Origin of the sequence: Paenibacillus sp. NRS-1760 (assembly GCF_050467785.1) — a bacterium.
Taxonomy (GTDB): domain Bacteria; phylum Bacillota; class Bacilli; order Paenibacillales; family Paenibacillaceae; genus Pristimantibacillus.
On the sequence record NZ_JBITPK010000014.1, the window covers coordinates 983503 to 1000347 of the forward strand.

Genomic DNA, 16845 nt, shown 5'->3' on the forward strand with positions numbered 1-16845 from the left:
TAAATGGTTATACAAAACAGGAAAAAACCCTGCTTTTCAACAGGGTTTTTCCTATCAGGAAGCAGCTTATATTCAAAAATCCTAGCATTCAAATCGTAAAAAACTAGACTATGTTCACTCGGAAGTATAGTTTTCCGCGAGTATTGTTGCTTTGGAAGGAATACTGCATCATGGTGCGCAGTTCACGAAACTGACTGCCGAGCGTATTCTGAAGAACATTAGCAACGGCTAGATAGGGTCTAACTACAGCGATTTCATTAATTAAACCCTCTTTTAGAAATGAAATTTATCCCTTATTCCTATTTCATTAATGAGAATAGTTGTTAAAGCCTTGTTGTTGTTGATGGTTGTTCATAGCTGAATATGCAGTCATTTGTGTTTGTGATGACTGAGCCACTTGGTTGCAGATGGTTGAGATTTGGTGTAATTGTTGAAGTGCTGTTTGATGGCCTTGCAGAGCGGTTTGTATAATTTGAGCGGCTTGCTGTTCACGTTGTGCTATTTGTTCCAGTGCTTTTGCATTATTGAGTTCTTGGTTTAACAATTGTTGATATTGCCCTGATGCTTGCTGAGTTTGGTTCACCAATTGTTGGATAAGTTGTTCGGCATGAGCAAGTTGTTGCGAAATCTGATTGTTGGACTGAAACTGGTACAAATGAATTCCTCCTGTTGGATATTTTGGATTTTCTGACCTGATTAGAATGACTCAAACTAAGATGGAATATTCAATTTCTTCTAAATTTAATTAGCTCCCAGAAACCATACAGCACAATAAGGTTGAGAAAATAAAATTGTAGACTCGAAAAGTTTTACGCCTTCCAAAATTATCAAGCATAGCTAATCCATGACGGAAACCTTGTTTAAATTGACCAATAAGATTTGATTTATCCAACCAAGTGTTTCAAGGAAATTGCCAGTCAATAGCGCTAACGCCATCGCATAGCAAGTAGAACAGTCTGCCAAAAGATCGTTGATCCATACTCAGTCTATGATACCAAGTGACAAAACCCTATTGTACATATTATCACCATTCATCCGGAAATTTCGGACTTCCCACCAACCCAACGTTCCGAACGGAAAACCGCTACGATCAAGCATTCGAACTCGATTCCCAAGGTTGAGTCATATATCTGTCCGTCAGTCCAGAGCGGGAGTGCGACGACGGATAGCCAGATCAATCAGTGTCAGTACTACTCTAGATTAAGATGATTAACCTGTGCTCAAGCCAGGGCGACATATTTGACAGCAAAAAGGCAGTCCACCAAAAGGTTCTGGCATACTGCCTTTTTCATCAAACGGAAATTGTAGAGGACTTACTCAAAATAAGAAGTGTAAAATAACATCTGTTACTGTTTTTAAGACGAGTTATTTCTCTCCATGTTGATGCCTAATTGAACGTGGGTAAACAATTCTTTAACGTACTTCTTGGTTAATAGCGATTACAATCGCTAATACTAAAGCTACGGGCTACATTTTATTGGATAAAGGTGAATGTGACAGCACTTCCTTGTAATTTGCCAGGACGAATGACAAAAACATGGTCAAACAGAATAATTTGGTAATTAATGATGCCATGATTAGGTAGGACAAACCACCCCTGAAAGAGAGTGAAACACTGGTGATAACACCTGAACCGATAGAGTTACAGTACATAAAAAGATTAAGTGACGAAGAGAATACTCTGGTCGAAGCGCTACGGACAATCCATATGCCTCCTGCAGCCGCTTTGCTGTTGGTTAGGAACGAACTAAAAGGACCGTTAGAAAACGGACCAATGGCAGAGATCCTGGATGGGTTCTTGGCGAGGCATACAGAAGGACACTAATAAGCGAAACAAGGAATGGAGTTTTCTTCAGATCCTCCGGTTCAAGATGATAGAAAACAACTTTGCGAGTTATAAAGTATAGATGTCAATAACGAATAATTGACTATAAAGGGTACCGCCCCTCTCATCCACCAAACCTTATTATAAGAAACATCAGGTTTTGGGCAAGTTATGAAGCTTGAATGAAGATACAATCAATTTGTATATATTACGGAAAGTGTTTTTAACTACTAATCTGAAGGTGCCTCAACTAAATTCCAGATGCTCTATTAAACCTTTTTTTACAGTACTTTCATTATAAACTGACAGTTTCGAAGAACTCGGTAGAGAACCACTTGATTGTGTTAACCATAACAATTATGTTTGCTATCAATCCAAACGTAAGCGATATCCGTTCAGTCGGATGCTGAAGGTATTTCTTTGGAATTCCTGCAGCGATTGGTTTGAACAGTTGAATCGGCCACTCTTTATATGAATTGCAACTATCGTTAATGATTATAAATTCATAAAGTAGCTTCTTTTCGAATCGGTGCTGCTTATGTTAAGTAAATAGCAACATTCTCCGGTGTACGTCCCTCAGGCTCATGCTTAGGCTGCTCTGACAGCACCGTTCCATCCTCTAAGTGCAGCCAAGTATCGAAGCTTCGTTCTCCTTCTTTCAAGGAAATGACCCTTGCTCCTGTTAAAAAGGGCCGATCCAGGTATGCGTTTCGGGTCGTGCGGCCATAGCAAAGACGGATGCCATGCCAATCGCCCCAGAAATCGTGACCGTGGTCATGGCCAGCGAAGGTGCCCATGACATCGCCCATCTCGATCATAGCTGCGAAGAAGCCGGAATTCACCCAAGGCGCGCAGCAGAAGGGAGCATTACGCTCTCCATAGCAGACACCGAAGTCCCATACATCGTTATATTCAGGAAGCGGTATGTGAAAAAAGGCGAGGGAGGGCAGCGGCGTTCCGCCATTGCTTCCGGTAAGTCGATAGGACTCACGTGTGTACCAATCAATCTGATCGCGGCGAATCCAATCATAATAGCCCATTCTGCTATATTCCAGCGGAGAGTAGCTGCCTGAATCCAGAAAATAAAGGGCTGCGGCCGTTTCGCGTTCTTTACCTTCTACGGTAAGGACATAATTACCGGAGCCATGAATGCCAGGTGGGTCAGGCTTAGCATAATTATGTGGGTAGGTCAGCTGCAGCGCATGAAGCTGCTCCCGCGTGACGGTTCCTTCCGTATCGTGGTTGCCGAACACAGCAGCCCAAGGGATGTTCAAGCTCTCAGGCACTGAGCAAGCGCGTCGAAATGCGACTACCGGGTTAGGGTGACCAGCTGAAGCGATAACATCTCCTGTGTAGACGACCAGATCAGGCTGCTCGTCTTTCAGGATATCTAGCATCATAGCTTCCATCCTTTGTTCTTCCGCTTCGTATGAAGAAAATTCGGGATCTGTGAACTGCACAATTTTGAAGCTCCCATCTTCTCGAAACCGCAGCGACTTAGCCATTGTGGGACTCCTCAGCGGCAGCTGCTTTGCTATCGACGATAGTAATGCTCTTGAATGCCCATGTGTCATCAAGCAATCCATCTGGTAAGCGAGCATCCCATTGCTGAGTCAAGGTTAAACCTAGCGCAAGTGCAGCAATTGCAGCTGTATCTGTAATGGATACAGGTCCTTTTAGAAGACCGCTATTAATCCCAGGTCCGATACAGCCCCAGAATACGTCACGGTCCATTGGATGGGCGCTGCCATGGCTGTATTTGTTATCACCGCCTCCGCCATGGTCAGTGAGAAGTACAACTAAGCTGTCTTCCATAAGACCTAACTTCTCTAATCGCTTCAACACACTGCCGATTAGTTCGTCACAAGTCGTTATCGCAGCTAAATACTCCGGACAATCATCTCCGTAGCCGTAACGGTGTCCAGAGCCATCCGGTTCATCCAGTTGTAGAAATAACAGACGAACATCCTGATTCTCTTCCATGTATACGAGAAGAGAAGAGACAAGCTCCGCATCCGGCAAAGAAACTTTATGTACGCCGAGATTATCTTCAATAATACCGGAGTTAATCGGACTCCAGCTGCTAAAGGAAGCAAGTTTAGCCTCTGGCTGTTGTTCTCTTACTAGTCGAAAGAGGGAAGGAAAGGGAGAATCACTCGGATAGGATAGCGTTGCTGCCTTCTCATTATTTAATTTATGCTTGTCAGGCTGTACCCCATGAAGCACAGATCCCCAACATTCTGCACTGATCGTCGGCATTTCCGCCTTCGCATCAAAGGTGTAGGCTCCACGTGGAAGCCAAGCATCTAGATTCGGTGTGTCTGCTTGCTGTACGAAATTACCCGCACCATCCATTCCAAGAATAAATACCCGCTGTACAGCCTTAGTTTGCTTCATCATATTTCACTCCCTCATATTAAATCTCTCGTGAAGGACGTGTCTTCCATTAATAGGAAACGGCACGACCAGTTCACGCTTTTAGCATAAGAGCACCCGTTATAACCGTCAATATCCTAATTCATGCTCTGAGAAAACTAGTCATTAGCGTGATAAAGATATGTCATTATTATAGTAGTTCACATGATTAACAGCCCACTATAATGAGAGACAGAGAACGACAACATGAAAGGGTGAGCCTTATGACGGCGTTTGCATCAAACGATACATCCACAACTATGAGTAGCCGAATGCGAACATTCAAAAAAAATATAAAGAAATACAGGGCTTTACTCATTATGATGGTCCCCGGGCTAGCGTACTTGATTTTAAACAATTATATTCCTATGTACGGAGTCATCTTAGCTTTCAAGGAACTGAACTATGTAGATGGCATTTGGGGCAGTCCTTGGGCTGGAATGTACAACTTTAAGTTTTTGTTCAGTTCTCCCGATGCTTTTCTGATAACGAGAAATACGATTATGTATAACGTGTTTTTCATCGTTGTGAATACCACTTTTGCGCTTCTTGCCGCACTGTTGGTCAACGAGATCAAAGATAAAGTCATCACCCGTTTTTACCAGAGCACGTTTTTGCTGCCACATATCATTTCAATGGTAGTTGTAGCTTATCTGGTATACAGTTTTCTAAATACCGATAGCGGGCTTATCAATAGGCAGTTAGACAAATGGTTTAGCGCCGAGTCAATCTCTTGGTACAATGAGCCGGATTACTGGCCATATATTTTGGTTATTGTGAATGCGTGGAAAAATGTCGGCTATTTGGCAATTATTTATTTTGCGGCCATTATCGGTATTGATAAGGAATTTTACGAAGCGGCAACCATCGATGGCGCTAACAAATGGAAACAGATGACTCGAATTACGATTCCACTCATCTCGCCAATGATTATCATCATGACGCTGCTAGCGATCAGTTCGATTATGCGTTCAGACTTCGGTCTATTCTATCAAGTACCGATGAACTCAGGTCCGTTAATGCCTACAACTAATACGATCGATACATTTGTCTACCGGGCAATGATTGAGCGTGGAGACATTGGAATGTCGACTGCCGCTGGTATTTATCAATCTGTTGTCTGCTTCTTCTTGATCTTAGGGGCAAACTTCGCAGTTCGCCGAATCAGCAAGGATGACGCGTTATTCTAATCGATAAAAATTCATAAAGAGAGGAGGCATCAAGCAGATGCCAGTTACATCACGTTTACGATCTCCACTTATTCATCTGTTCTTTGTGCTCTTCAGCATAGCGTCACTATTCCCGTTCATTTTAGTATTCATGGTCTCCATTTCAGATGAGAGTTCGATTGCCCAGAACGGATACAGCTTAATTCCAAGCAAAATTAATTTCGCCTCTTATCAGTTCTTATTTAATGACTTTGGTCAGATTGCGAGATCTTATGGAGTAACCATTCTCGTAACTCTTATTGGAACAACGGTCAGCTTGTTTATAACGGCGCTCTTCGCTTATCCGTTATCACGCAAAGACTTGCCGCTGCGCCGCACGATGTCATTTCTTCTATTTTTCACGATGTTGTTTAGTGGAGGCATGGTGCCCTGGTATATCACCTATGTGACAATGATTGGGCTCAAAAACACACTGTTCGGCATGATTATACCCAATCTATTACTGAGTGCCTTTAACGTTTTGTTGATGCGTAGTTTTTTTGCCAACACGATACCAGAATCTATCGTTGAGTCAGGCACGATCGACGGGGCGAGCGAGCTGACTATCTTCATGAAGCTAGTGGTGCCGCTTTCAGCGCCAATTATGGCGACAGTCGCTCTCTTCAATTTGTTAGCTTATTGGAATGACTGGTACAACTGTATGCTGTTTATCGATAAACCAGATTTGATGAATATCCAGTACCTTATGACCAAGACGCTAAATAATGTACAGTTTCTAATTATGAAGGCGGATACATCCAGTCAGGTAGGCGAACTTCTTTCCAAAATGCCAACTGAAGGTGTTCGAATGGCACTCGCCATTATCGGCGTCGCGCCGCTCCTGGTCGCTTATCCATTCTTTCAAAAATTCTACATCAGCGGTATCACCAGCGGTGCGGTTAAAGGTTAAGAATACGCATCTAGGTTTCCGATAAAAACAAAGAGAAGAAGGGATTGGTTACGTTGAAGAAAAAGCTGCAAATCGGATTAACCCTGATCATCATTGTTATGCTAGTTCTGTCCGGATGCGCACAGAACAAAACAGGAGGTTCCAACACTCCAAAAGAGGATACTAATAACACACCATCCAATGAGACTGGTAATGCTGCAAGTCTCAAGCCTTACAAAATTACATTGATTTATCCTGGTGCTGTGCCTAAGGATCTAAAGCTTGTTCAGGATGAAATGAGCAAATACTTAACAGAAAAAATCAACGCAACTATCGAATTAAAACCGATTGATTGGGGCTCTTGGACAGACAAGACTAACCTGATGAAAATTTCCGGCGAATCCTTTGATCTCATCTTTACTGCCGGATGGTTTGGTTATGGATTAGACGTATCCAAAGGACAATTTGTAGAACTGACAGATCTCATTGCAAAACACGGTAAAGATATCCCTGCCATTTTGGGCGATGATTTTATGAAAGGCGCACAAATTAGCAACAAGACTTATGGCGTTCCTACCAAAAAGGAATTCGCACAAGGTTTTGGTTTCCTTCTAAACAAAGAATTGGTTGATAAATATAAATTCAATACTGAAGGAGTTAAAACTCTGGAGGAAATGGAAGAAATGTTTAAAGTAATTAAAGAAAAAGAACAAGGTATAGTACCCGTTGTTAGTAATAAATTTGCAAACACTTGGGGAGCAGCTAATTACGATAGCGGTATAATTTCACGTGACAGCAAAGAGTTGAAAGCTATTGATACCCTAGAAGACCCTAAATTTATTGATTTTCTTAAGCGTATGAGACAATGGAATCTTAATGGTTGGTTCGATAAGGATGTTATGACTTCAGATTCTAGCGGTCAAGCAGAGAACATGATGAAAGCCGGCAAAGCCTTTGCAATCGGTTCATCATTGAAGCCTGGTAAAGATAAAGAAATGTCTGTAACAATGGGACTTCCGCTCGTACAAGTTGAGACAGCTCTACCTTATACAACAACAGGTGAAGCAAATGGAGCATTGCTATCGATTTCCCGTACTTCCAAGGATCCTGAGAGAGCAATGATGTTTCTTAATATGTTGTATACGGATGCTAAGCTTCTTAATATGCTGGATTGGGGAATTGAAGGTACGCACTATGTTAAAAAAGCAGACAACGTCATTGATTATCCAGAAGGCGTAACAGCTGAGACACAAGGCTACCCGAGCCCAGGCGGTTGGATGTTCGGAAATCAGTTCATCTCATACCTGTGGGCAAACGAAGACGCTGACAAGTGGGAACAATTCGAGAAGTTCAACGAAAGTTCCGAACGCTCTATCGCTCTTGGCTTTACCTTCGATGAGGCACCAGTTAAGGCTGAGAAGGCTGCAGTCGGTAACGTAGATAAAGAGTTCCAGATGGTTCTGAACTCAGGTGCTGTCGATGATGTGGAAGGAACAATTGCCAAGTATAAAGCTAAGCGTAATGCTGCGGGATACCAGAAAATTTTGGAAGAACAGCAGCGCCAGCTAGACGAGTGGGCCAAAGCGAATACGAAATAAGTTATATGCAGGAGTTGGAGAGTAAACCTCCAACTCCTCCTTCTTTTCCAACCTGATGAGATATGCCATAATAAAATGCAAAAGGTATACCGACATGAAGGAATAGGGGAAGAACTGTGATGAATCCTAAAGGCTCTTTGCGTTTCAAGTTAACGGTCGGCTTTATTACCATTACGTTGCCTCTAGTCTGTCTGCTGCTTTACAGTAATTACACGGCCTCCAATTCCGTACGAGAACAAGCGGCGGAGTCGAGCAAAAGTATGATCACACTATATTCTAACCAGATCCAGACTGCGCTTGGCATAGAAACTAATTTTCTATACGATTTAGCAACCGCGGATGTGGATATTCTGTCATTGAACAAGATGGTCTACAACTCTAACGAATATACATTGACCAAGATGCGGATCCTGAACAGCTTAAGCCGATATAATCGGTTTGACAGCACTGTAGATATTCAGTTCGCCTATTCTAACGCATATCTTGATCTGATTCATACCAATATCAAAACAGCCTCTTACGATGAAAATCTGGCCATCAAGCAAGGCCTTCAGGACTTGCTTGACACAGTAAAGCCTGGCAGCCCATTATTTTCAGGGTGGAGGGTAGTTAGCTCTGGTAACATACATGGCTTGGTACGCATTGTGGATTCGGGCGCTGGTGTATACTTGGGAGCATGGGTTCGCCTTGAAAAGCTGATGATTCCTCTGGATCTAATTCAGCTGGGAAGAGAAGGCTTTGCTGCTCTTGCGGATAGTGAGGGGAAACTGATCACCGGAAGCTTCGATGTTGGCGGTTTCGCCGATCCTCCTCTTATTGACTTCTACGAGAAATACCAGAGGATTATGGGAGAGAAAGATACCTACATTGTCGTCAGTAATCCAATTATCTCAACAGATGTTACGCTGGCTGCATTCATTCCGGAAAAGCGAATGCTTCATAATCTTGCTCGTTTTCGTATGATTATTGCTTGGATTCCGGTATTTGCCGTTGTGATGCTCTCTCTCTATTTGATTTATCTTAACGGTATTATTCTCAGGCCGATGAATGAATTAATAAAAGGCATGCGCACTCTCAAAAGAGGGGACTGGGCATATAGGCTGAACAATTCGCCTTCTAGGGAGTTTTATATGGTCAATGAAACCTTCAATGACATGGCGCATCAAATTCAAAAACTGAAAATTAACGTTTATGAAGAACATATTCGAGCTCATAAGGCGGAGCTTAAGCATTTACAGCTGCAAATTAATCCGCATTTCCTGCTCAACAGCATTAATGTGGTCTATAACCTTGCTCAGCTCAAAAATTATTCCGTAATTCAAGCGATGTGCCTTAATCTAGTGAAATACTTTCGCTTTACGACCAAAACGAGCAAGCAGTTTGTTACTCTCTCCGAAGAGATGGAACATATGGACAGTTATTTGCGTATTCAGCAGCTCCGCTTTCCCGAAAGGATAACCTATCGGTTTGTGATGGATGAGGACTCGAAGAAGGTACAGATTCCTCCCCTGATCGTGCAGCCTTTTATCGAGAATGCAATCAAATACGGTTTCGACTTCATGGATGATCCTTTTCATATTGAGATTCATTCCATAATAGATACCGATCAAAAACGTTGCCGCATTCGGATTGTTGACAACGGCAGTGGATTCTCGCAAGAGCTGCTGGACTCCTTACGGAGTGGTCACTATTTCCATCAAACAAATGACCAGCATTTGGGCATCTGGAATAGCTATCATCGCTTGCAGCTTCTTTACGGTAACACCTTTCGCTTGGAATTCGATAATTGCGCTGGCTCTGGCGCTCTAATAGAGTTGGAGATTCCTGTCGAGGCTCCAGTAGATTAGGGTATAGCGTTGACTCGGATTATAATAGATAGGTTTTTGATTCCAATAGATTTATCATGATAGCAGGAGGCGAAGAGCTTGCAGGTTCTGATTGTTGATGATGAGATGTACTCCGTCATGGGGATAAAGGATGCAATCAACTGGGATGCACTAGGTGTCTCTGCGGTATTCGATGCCTATAACATGAGAGAGGCTGTTAAGATCTTTGAGGAGCAAGAAATTCAAATCATGATTAGTGATATCGAAATGCCGAAAAACACAGGAATCGAATTGCTAGAGTGGGTAAACGAGAATTCCCCGAATACGGAGACGATCTTCTTGACGGCTCACGACGATTTTAGGTTTATGCAGCGGGCCGTCCAGCTCAGCAGCTTTGACTATATGATGAAGCCTGTGGAATATGAAGTCTTGGAAGAAGCGATCCGGAAAGCTATCCTTAGTGTGAATAAGAAGAGTGCAGAACTGGTACAGAGCGAACAATACAAACCATATTATGAGTTGTGGAACAAAAAAAAGACGCTGCTTAGCGAACGCTTCTGGTACGATCTGCTTTCAGAACGTATTGTGGCTAGAGAGAATGACAACTGCAGCCTGCCAGCTGAGTACGGCATAACATTGAAGCTGGATGATCGACTGCTTCCAGTCATAGTCAGCGTAGAAAATTGGAAGCGGGAACTCAGCACGCGGGATGAGGAAGTGATGGAGTACGCCATTCGTCAATCCTCCTCCGAGCTGTTGATTGCCGACTCACGAGGAGAGGTCGTTCAGACCAAGAACGGTGTCACGTTGGCTATCCTCTACTTCTCACCGGAAGAGGAGTTCACGCTTCGTGATCGTATTGGTGATAGATGCAACATGTATATTGATGCTTGCAGTCAATACTTAAACTGTACGGTATCCTGCTACATCGGTGAGCCTGTGAAACTGCATGAGCTAACGGTGATGTATAAGACGTTGTTGTCCATGGAATACAATAATCTCAGTGAGTCCAATCAGCTGAACTGGCTTAGCAAGCAGAGTCCAGATCCTTTTCCAGATCCTTGCTTGCCTGACTTTACGGCTTGGGCGCTGCTGCTCGAAAACGGCAAAGAAAAAGAACTGGTTCAGCAGCTGAGGAATAGTCTTCAGGAGCTGGCTTCGGATCGACGATTTGGTGCAAACGCGCTGCAAGCCTATTATCAGGGATTTCTGCAGATGATTCACTACCTGCTGCAGAAGAAAGGTCTCTCTGCCCATCAACTGCTTCAAGACACTAAAGTCCCTCAAATTAAAGCGCCTCCGCGTACGCTAGAGCAGATGGAAGAGTGGGGGATAAATCTGATTCAAAAGGTATATTGCTATCTCTTTCAGGAAGAGTCAGTCATTCCGCGTCTTAAAGCATTTATTGCTGATCATCTCAGGGAGAATATCACCCGGGAAATGCTCGCAGAATACGTTCATCTCAATCCTGCTTATCTCTCCCGTTTGTTTAAAAAGGAGGTAGGGATGAGTATTACAGATTATTTGCTTAACGAGAGGATGCGGATTGCCAAAGCGTTGATTGCCAGCTCGACAATGCCGATTTCAGAGATCGCTCAATCGATTGGATATAGTAACTTTTCCTACTTCTCTAAAATGTTCAAGCGTGTCTATCAAGCGAACCCCCAGCAGTTTAGGAAGCTTTCAAGCAGCTCGAATAGCTGAATTGTTCGTTGTTTTTCATCACCGCCCGATTAATTGGGCGGCTTTTTTTTTGCCGCAGTTTATAGAAAGCAATGAAGTCACCAGTCTGTTAGTAGATAGTCATTATTCTGGTAGAGTGAAATGGGCTGTGTTCATACAATTCAAGTACAGCATTCTTTACAGTGAAAGGAGAGCAGCCGGATGAGCAATAAAATGAAATTTCGTGAGGATGGTACCTTCGTCATTGTCCAATTCTCCGATGTGGAGTTTATAGACGCGGGAGATTATGACCCGGATACACCGGAATTTAATCGCATGACAAGGGCGACAATGGAAAGCGTTATCAAACAAGAGAAGCCGGATCTAATCGTATTTGCCGGTGATGTTACAGCTAGCGCCAGAGGAAATGATCCGATTCAATCCTTACGCGATGCTGTCGCGGTAGCGGAGGAGAGCGGCATACCATGGGCAGCTGTATTCGGCAATCATGATTCAGAAGGAGCCGTTTCTCGTGATCAAATGCATGAAGAACAGCTAGCCCACAGCTACTGTGTCGCTGAAGCCGATCCACCGAATGTAAGCGGGTCTGGTAATTATATCATTACTCTTCTTGACCAAAATGATGAAACGGCCGCTGCTTTGTATTTCCTGGACAGCGGTGATTATTCTTCTAACCCGTCGGTTGGCGGCTATGACTGGATTCAAAGAGATCAAATTGAATGGTATGTCTCCGAATCGCAGAAATTGTCGTCCATTAACAATGATTCGCCCTTACCAGCACTGGCGTTCTTTCATATTCCTCTGCCGGAGTATCAAGAGGTATGGAATAATCAGACTTGTCTGGGACACTGCTTTGATGGAGTAAGCGCACCGGTTATAAATTCCGGTTTCTTCTCGGCGATGGTGGAGATGGGAGATGTAATGGGGACATTTGTTGGTCATGATCATGCGAATGACTTTAGCGGAACGCTGCATGGTATCCGCCTTTGTTATGGCCGATCTACGCGATATGTGAGTTATGTTGATAATGTCCGCAAGGATCATTTTCAAACGGGAGCAAGAGTTATCCGATTAAAGGCAGGCGAGCGGAATTTCGATACATGGATTCGCCAAAATGACGGAACGATTGCGGTTTTGCCTGAGCATTATCCGAACCAGTCCGACTAATTATAAAAGCTTGTGCGAGGAGGCTTGTTGATGAATTGGCAAATATTCGATGTGAATGAGTGGGTTTATCCGGATACTGAATTATCAAATGCAGGGGCGAGAAGCATTAATCTAGAGACGGCGCGAGGCACCTATATTGGCTGTCAAATATTGATGGAGGGGCTCCCTTCTAATGTGAAAATAACATGGGAATATGTCTCGGCCGAGTCTGAATTTGTGAAGAATACGTCCATGTATCAGCTAATTGATGTTCAAGTGAATGAGAATACAGGGCCTGATTATTCCACCGTACCTGTAGGTACTCCAGCCGATTATGTAACACGACTTGCGCCGTTCCGTGTGTACGATGCTCTAAAGCCGGTCGGTGAGGAATTCCAAGCGCGTGCTGAAAAAGATGCCCTATATGTTTGCTGGAAAGTGGACGAATCCGCAAATCCACATCAGCATGTCGGAGAGCTCCGTTTTCATATTGATGGCAATAGCTATGTCATTCCTGTTGAAATAGAGGTCTTTAAAGCTAAAGTTGCCAAAGAGGAAACGCTGTCGATTACGAATTGGTTCTCATTTGGAAATATTGCAAAGTGGCATAACCTCGAAAAATGGTCGGAGCCCTTCTGGAACATGGTTTACCAATACGGAGAAGCGATGCGCCGGACTCGTCAAACTCATTTCTTAGTTGGCATGGAATTGGTTGATATCAAGGAAACGGGAAGCGGAAGCTATGAATTTGACTTCTCGCGTGTCGAAACGTTAATCAAAATGTTTCTAGGTCTGGGCTTCACCCGTATAGAAGGCGGGCATATAGCTGGTCGAAGAGGCTGGGACGATTCTTTTTTCGTTTTAAACTATGATACCAACATGAAAGCAACAAGCCCGGAAGGCTATACATTTATATCGCAATACCTATCTTCCTGGAACAAGTTCCTTGCCACTAACGGCTGGTTGAGCTTAACCGTACAGCATATTGCTGATGAACCGCTTGAAGAGTCGGCTCAAGATTATCGGGTCTTGGCAGGCATAGTTAGAAAGTTCATGCCGGGGGTACCACTTATTGACGCAATCATTCATACGGAACTGGAAGGGGCATTAGATATTTGGGTGCCCACGAATAGGGACTATGATCGTAACAAATCAGCTTACGAAAGAATCCAGGCTGGCGGCGATACGCTATGGTTTTATACATGTTGGAACCCAGGCGGTCATTATATGAATCGCTTTCTAGATATTCCGCTTCTCAAAACAAGATTTCTGCACTGGGGCAATTACTTATACAAAATGAATGGATATCTCCACTGGGGATTGAATTATTACCTGGAAGGCCAAGATCCATTTGAATTGACAAATCCCATGCTTGCTCCAAGCGTTCACGCCAAAAGGGTGCCTGCCGGCGATACTCATATCGTCTATCCGGGTACGGATGGACCTTGGCTAAGCATGAGGCTGGAGTCGATGAGGATGGGCATTGAGGATTATGAATTGCTTCAACAGATAGCTCAAGCTGACCGTAAAATAGCGGATGAGCTAGTAAACTCCTGCATGACAAGCTTTACAGAAGCAAATACCGATGCAGCAGCATTTCAGCAAGTACATCGACGATTGCTAGAAGCCGCATCCATCTGATTCATACCTTACTAACACCATAACTTCCTGCTAAGCGCTTGATATTTTTATTTATCAGTTTCTTAGTGGGGAGTCCCCACATCATTTTCATCAACCTACGCATGAGAATGGAGCGATAGACGTGTCCTTGCTGCGTAAGCTTTCGATTCGTTCACAGTTATCCATAATCGCGTTATCCATCACCTTTGTCTTACTTTTCATCTTATGCACCAGTTATTTGCAAATGGCTAAGATCATTAGCTCAAACAGTGAAAAATATTCGAGCGAGATTGTAGATATGATCCCTAAAGACGCACTGATGCGCGACATGAAAGCGATTCGTTTTTCTTTTATTTGGATATTTGTATTTGGAGCTGTTTTCGCAGCAGTTATGTTCACTATTATTTCAAGCAACATTTTGCTTAACAAGAACGATTCCTTAGCGAAAAAGCTTCTGGATACAAATGCGGTGCTTTCCTTCATGCAGCTAGAGAAGAAGAAAGCTGAGCTTGCATACCTGCGCTGCCAAATTAATCCTCATTTTCTCTATAATACGCTGGAAATGATCAAAGGAATGGCTGCAGTAAAAGGGGTTCTTGAAATTAGAGAGGCTGCCGCTTTGCTTGGAAGTATATTTCATTACAGCGTTAAGGGGGGAGGAAATGTTCCCCTGGACACGGAGCTTTCTATCATCGAGTCATATTTACAAATTCAAAAGCTGCGTTTTGGTACCCGCTTTAATGTGAAATTTGATATTGATGGTCTTGCCCGCAACTGCCATGTGCCGAAGATGATCTTGCAGCCAATTGTCGAAAATGCGGTTTATCACGGACTAGAGTTAAATGAAAAGCAAGGTTTATTAAGGATAAGTGCTTATCTGGATGTGTATAGAGACTTGATTATCGTCATTGAGGACGATGGGGTAGGGATGAATCAAGCTCAACTGGAGCGGGTCCAATCTACATTGTCGGACTCGGAGCCGAGTGGATTGCTGATAGGCGAGAGAGATAACAGCATCGGTTTTGCCAATGTGAATGTAAGGATCAAGCTGATTTGTGGTTCAGAGTATGGACTTGATATTGCTAGCAAGGAAGGTGAAGGAACTCGGGTAACGGTGAAGCTGTCGACGAAGGGGGAATTTTCGAATGTATTATAAGGTTCTGCTAGTTGATGATGAAGCATGGGTTGCTGAGAGTCTTAAGGCGAGTGTTAATTGGCATGCTAATGGGTTTGAGGTTGTAGGAATGGCTCATAACGGGACAGAGGCACTGACCATGTTTGAAGCTATACTTCCCGATATCGTATTCACCGATATCCGTATGCCAGGTATGAATGGTCTGGAGCTAATCAAAAAAGCACGTGAGCTTCCGCATAAAGCGCAATTTATTGTCGTAAGCGGCTATGCAGAATTTGCTTATGCGCAGAAGGCGCTCACTTATGGTGCGCTTGCGTATTGCCTTAAGCCGTTCGATGAACAGGATATTATATCGATCCTAAGCAAATTTAAGAAAAATAATGAAGCACAACATGAGACAGCTGAAAATCCACTTCAATTATTTTTGGAAGAACCAAACGAAACGAATCGCAATAGGCTTACACACAAGCTCGAACAATATGGCCTAATCGATGGCTTTAATGATGGAGTTGGCCTAATCGTCTGTTCCACTATCGGTAATGAGTCAGTACAGGCTTCAGAGAACTATTTGCAGGTTAAGATCGGAAGATCAAAGTCTCTGTATCTCGTGGCATGGGCTCAATTGGAGAAGACAATTAATGAAATAAGCAAAGGGATGCCTGATCGGATCCGTGGAATTGGCGTAAGTGAAAAAATAACAGAAATAGAGAAACTAAAGGAATCGGTTGAAATCGCGAATTCATTAGCTGATCATTATTTTATTGCTGGTAAAGCAGCGATATTTCGCAAAAAAAACCCGCTACGCAAACCTTTTAACGAAATGCTGAAGAGAATTGATGATGCTATTCGAATAGGTGATATAGCTGCTGCGAATGTTGCTTTTGACCAAGTACTCGTCCTGTTCAGAGAAGGCAGTCTGACTATGAGCCATGCACTCCAGCTTTATAATATCGTACTTTCATTCATGTACCAATTTGGAATTGAGTTGTCCGATAAGATGTTATATAGCAATGAACTGCTGCTTGCTTCTTTTGGCTCCCTATCTGAAATGATTCATTGTTTACGTCAATATGTAAGCAGATATATTCTTGAAGCGACCGAAAACGTCTCACAAGAAATTAGCAATGAAACCTTTAGAGCTATTCTGAACTATGTGAATCAAAATTACATTCAAGATATATCGATACAGAGCTTATCGATCAAGTTTTATACAAACCCTAGTTATATCAGTCAATTATTCAAAAAGGAAGTAGGCGAGACGTTTACAGCATATATCGCCAAATTACGCATTACCTATGCCTGCAAACTCCTTGGCAATACTAATTTAATGGTGGGTGAAATTGCAGAAAAGGCGGGATATCAGGATTATTTCTACTTCACAAAAATTTTCAAAAAAGTTGTTGGTACCACGCCATCAAGGTTCCGTGCGGAGATGAAGCTCGCGTAGGTGCTTCTTTTATTAGAGGGTATACCTGTTCACGGTGTAGTAGTATGTAAAAT

The 16845-nt window shown here is 43.1% G+C and carries 13 protein-coding genes; 9 read left to right on the plus strand and 4 right to left on the minus strand.

Annotated features, from left to right (window positions below; genetic code table 11):
• Positions 1–103: 103 nt before the first annotated feature.
• The 4 genes from ACIFSR_RS23625 to ACIFSR_RS23640 form a co-directional block, all read right to left on the minus strand.
• Entirely contained in the window at positions 104–286 is a 183-nt protein-coding gene (locus ACIFSR_RS23625; protein WP_430060466.1) for a manganese catalase family protein, read from the minus strand.
• 21 nt (positions 287–307) lie between these two features.
• Positions 308–655: an AMP-dependent synthetase and ligase gene (locus tag ACIFSR_RS23630; RefSeq protein ID WP_339204191.1), complete on the minus strand. Its 348-nt coding sequence runs from the start codon at positions 653–655 to the stop codon at positions 308–310.
• A 1706-nt stretch (positions 656–2361) separates the two neighbouring features.
• Positions 2362–3330 (minus strand): metallophosphoesterase family protein, encoded by a 969-nt coding sequence (locus ACIFSR_RS23635; RefSeq protein WP_339204190.1) that lies wholly within the window; start codon positions 3328–3330, stop codon positions 2362–2364.
• Entirely contained in the window at positions 3323–4225 is a 903-nt protein-coding gene (locus ACIFSR_RS23640) for an alkaline phosphatase family protein (protein WP_339204189.1), read from the minus strand. The genes ACIFSR_RS23635 and ACIFSR_RS23640 overlap by 8 nt, the downstream gene beginning before the upstream one ends.
• Positions 4226–4560: 335 nt before the next feature.
• On the opposite strand from ACIFSR_RS23640, the gene ACIFSR_RS23645 reads away from it, so the two are divergent.
• From ACIFSR_RS23645 to ACIFSR_RS23685, 9 genes are all read left to right on the plus strand, one after another.
• A complete protein-coding gene (locus ACIFSR_RS23645; protein WP_430060320.1) occupies positions 4561–5430 on the plus strand; it encodes an ABC transporter permease in 870 nt (289 codons plus the stop codon).
• 37 nt (positions 5431–5467) lie between these two features.
• Positions 5468–6358, plus strand: a complete 891-nt coding sequence (locus tag ACIFSR_RS23650) for a carbohydrate ABC transporter permease (RefSeq protein WP_076267726.1) — start codon at positions 5468–5470, stop codon at positions 6356–6358.
• Positions 6359–6411: 53 nt separating this feature from the next.
• A complete protein-coding gene (locus ACIFSR_RS23655) occupies positions 6412–7935 on the plus strand; it encodes an ABC transporter substrate-binding protein (RefSeq protein WP_339204187.1) in 1524 nt (507 codons plus the stop codon).
• A 119-nt stretch (positions 7936–8054) separates the two neighbouring features.
• Entirely contained in the window at positions 8055–9782 is a 1728-nt protein-coding gene (locus tag ACIFSR_RS23660) for a sensor histidine kinase (RefSeq protein WP_339209715.1), read from the plus strand.
• 78 nt (positions 9783–9860) lie between these two features.
• Positions 9861–11465, plus strand: coding sequence for a helix-turn-helix domain-containing protein (locus tag ACIFSR_RS23665; protein ID WP_339204186.1), 1605 nt, complete (start codon positions 9861–9863; stop codon positions 11463–11465).
• Positions 11466–11645: 180 nt separating this feature from the next.
• Complete coding sequence (locus ACIFSR_RS23670) at positions 11646–12611, plus strand: metallophosphoesterase family protein (RefSeq protein WP_339204185.1); 966 nt, start codon at positions 11646–11648, stop codon at positions 12609–12611.
• Between the two features lie 30 nt (positions 12612–12641).
• The gene (locus tag ACIFSR_RS23675; protein ID WP_430060325.1) at positions 12642–14231 is read left to right on the plus strand and encodes a DUF4091 domain-containing protein; all 1590 of its coding nucleotides are present in this window, start codon (positions 12642–12644) and stop codon (positions 14229–14231) included.
• Positions 14232–14352: 121 nt separating this feature from the next.
• Positions 14353–15366, plus strand: coding sequence for a sensor histidine kinase (locus ACIFSR_RS23680; protein WP_430060328.1), 1014 nt, complete (start codon positions 14353–14355; stop codon positions 15364–15366).
• A complete protein-coding gene (locus ACIFSR_RS23685; protein ID WP_430060331.1) occupies positions 15356–16792 on the plus strand; it encodes a response regulator transcription factor in 1437 nt (478 codons plus the stop codon). Before ACIFSR_RS23680 ends, ACIFSR_RS23685 begins: the two co-directional genes overlap by 11 nt.
• The last annotated feature ends 53 nt before the right edge of the window (positions 16793–16845 follow it).

What these genes read in the sequence shown, in the direction of transcription:
- ACIFSR_RS23660 (WP_339209715.1), top strand. Translation starts at nt 8,055, where the DNA reads ATGAATCCTAAAGGCTCTTTGCGTTTCAAGTTAACGGTCGGCTTTATT.
- ACIFSR_RS23635 (WP_339204190.1), bottom strand. Translation starts at nt 3,330, where the DNA reads ATGGCTAAGTCGCTGCGGTTTCGAGAAGATGGGAGCTTCAAAATTGTG.
- ACIFSR_RS23640 (WP_339204189.1), bottom strand. Translation starts at nt 4,225, where the DNA reads ATGATGAAGCAAACTAAGGCTGTACAGCGGGTATTTATTCTTGGAATG.
- ACIFSR_RS23675 (WP_430060325.1), top strand. Translation starts at nt 12,642, where the DNA reads ATGAATTGGCAAATATTCGATGTGAATGAGTGGGTTTATCCGGATACT.
- ACIFSR_RS23685 (WP_430060331.1), top strand. Translation starts at nt 15,356, where the DNA reads ATGTATTATAAGGTTCTGCTAGTTGATGATGAAGCATGGGTTGCTGAG.
- ACIFSR_RS23645 (WP_430060320.1), top strand. Translation starts at nt 4,561, where the DNA reads ATGATGGTCCCCGGGCTAGCGTACTTGATTTTAAACAATTATATTCCT.
- ACIFSR_RS23650 (WP_076267726.1), top strand. Translation starts at nt 5,468, where the DNA reads ATGCCAGTTACATCACGTTTACGATCTCCACTTATTCATCTGTTCTTT.
- ACIFSR_RS23670 (WP_339204185.1), top strand. Translation starts at nt 11,646, where the DNA reads ATGAGCAATAAAATGAAATTTCGTGAGGATGGTACCTTCGTCATTGTC.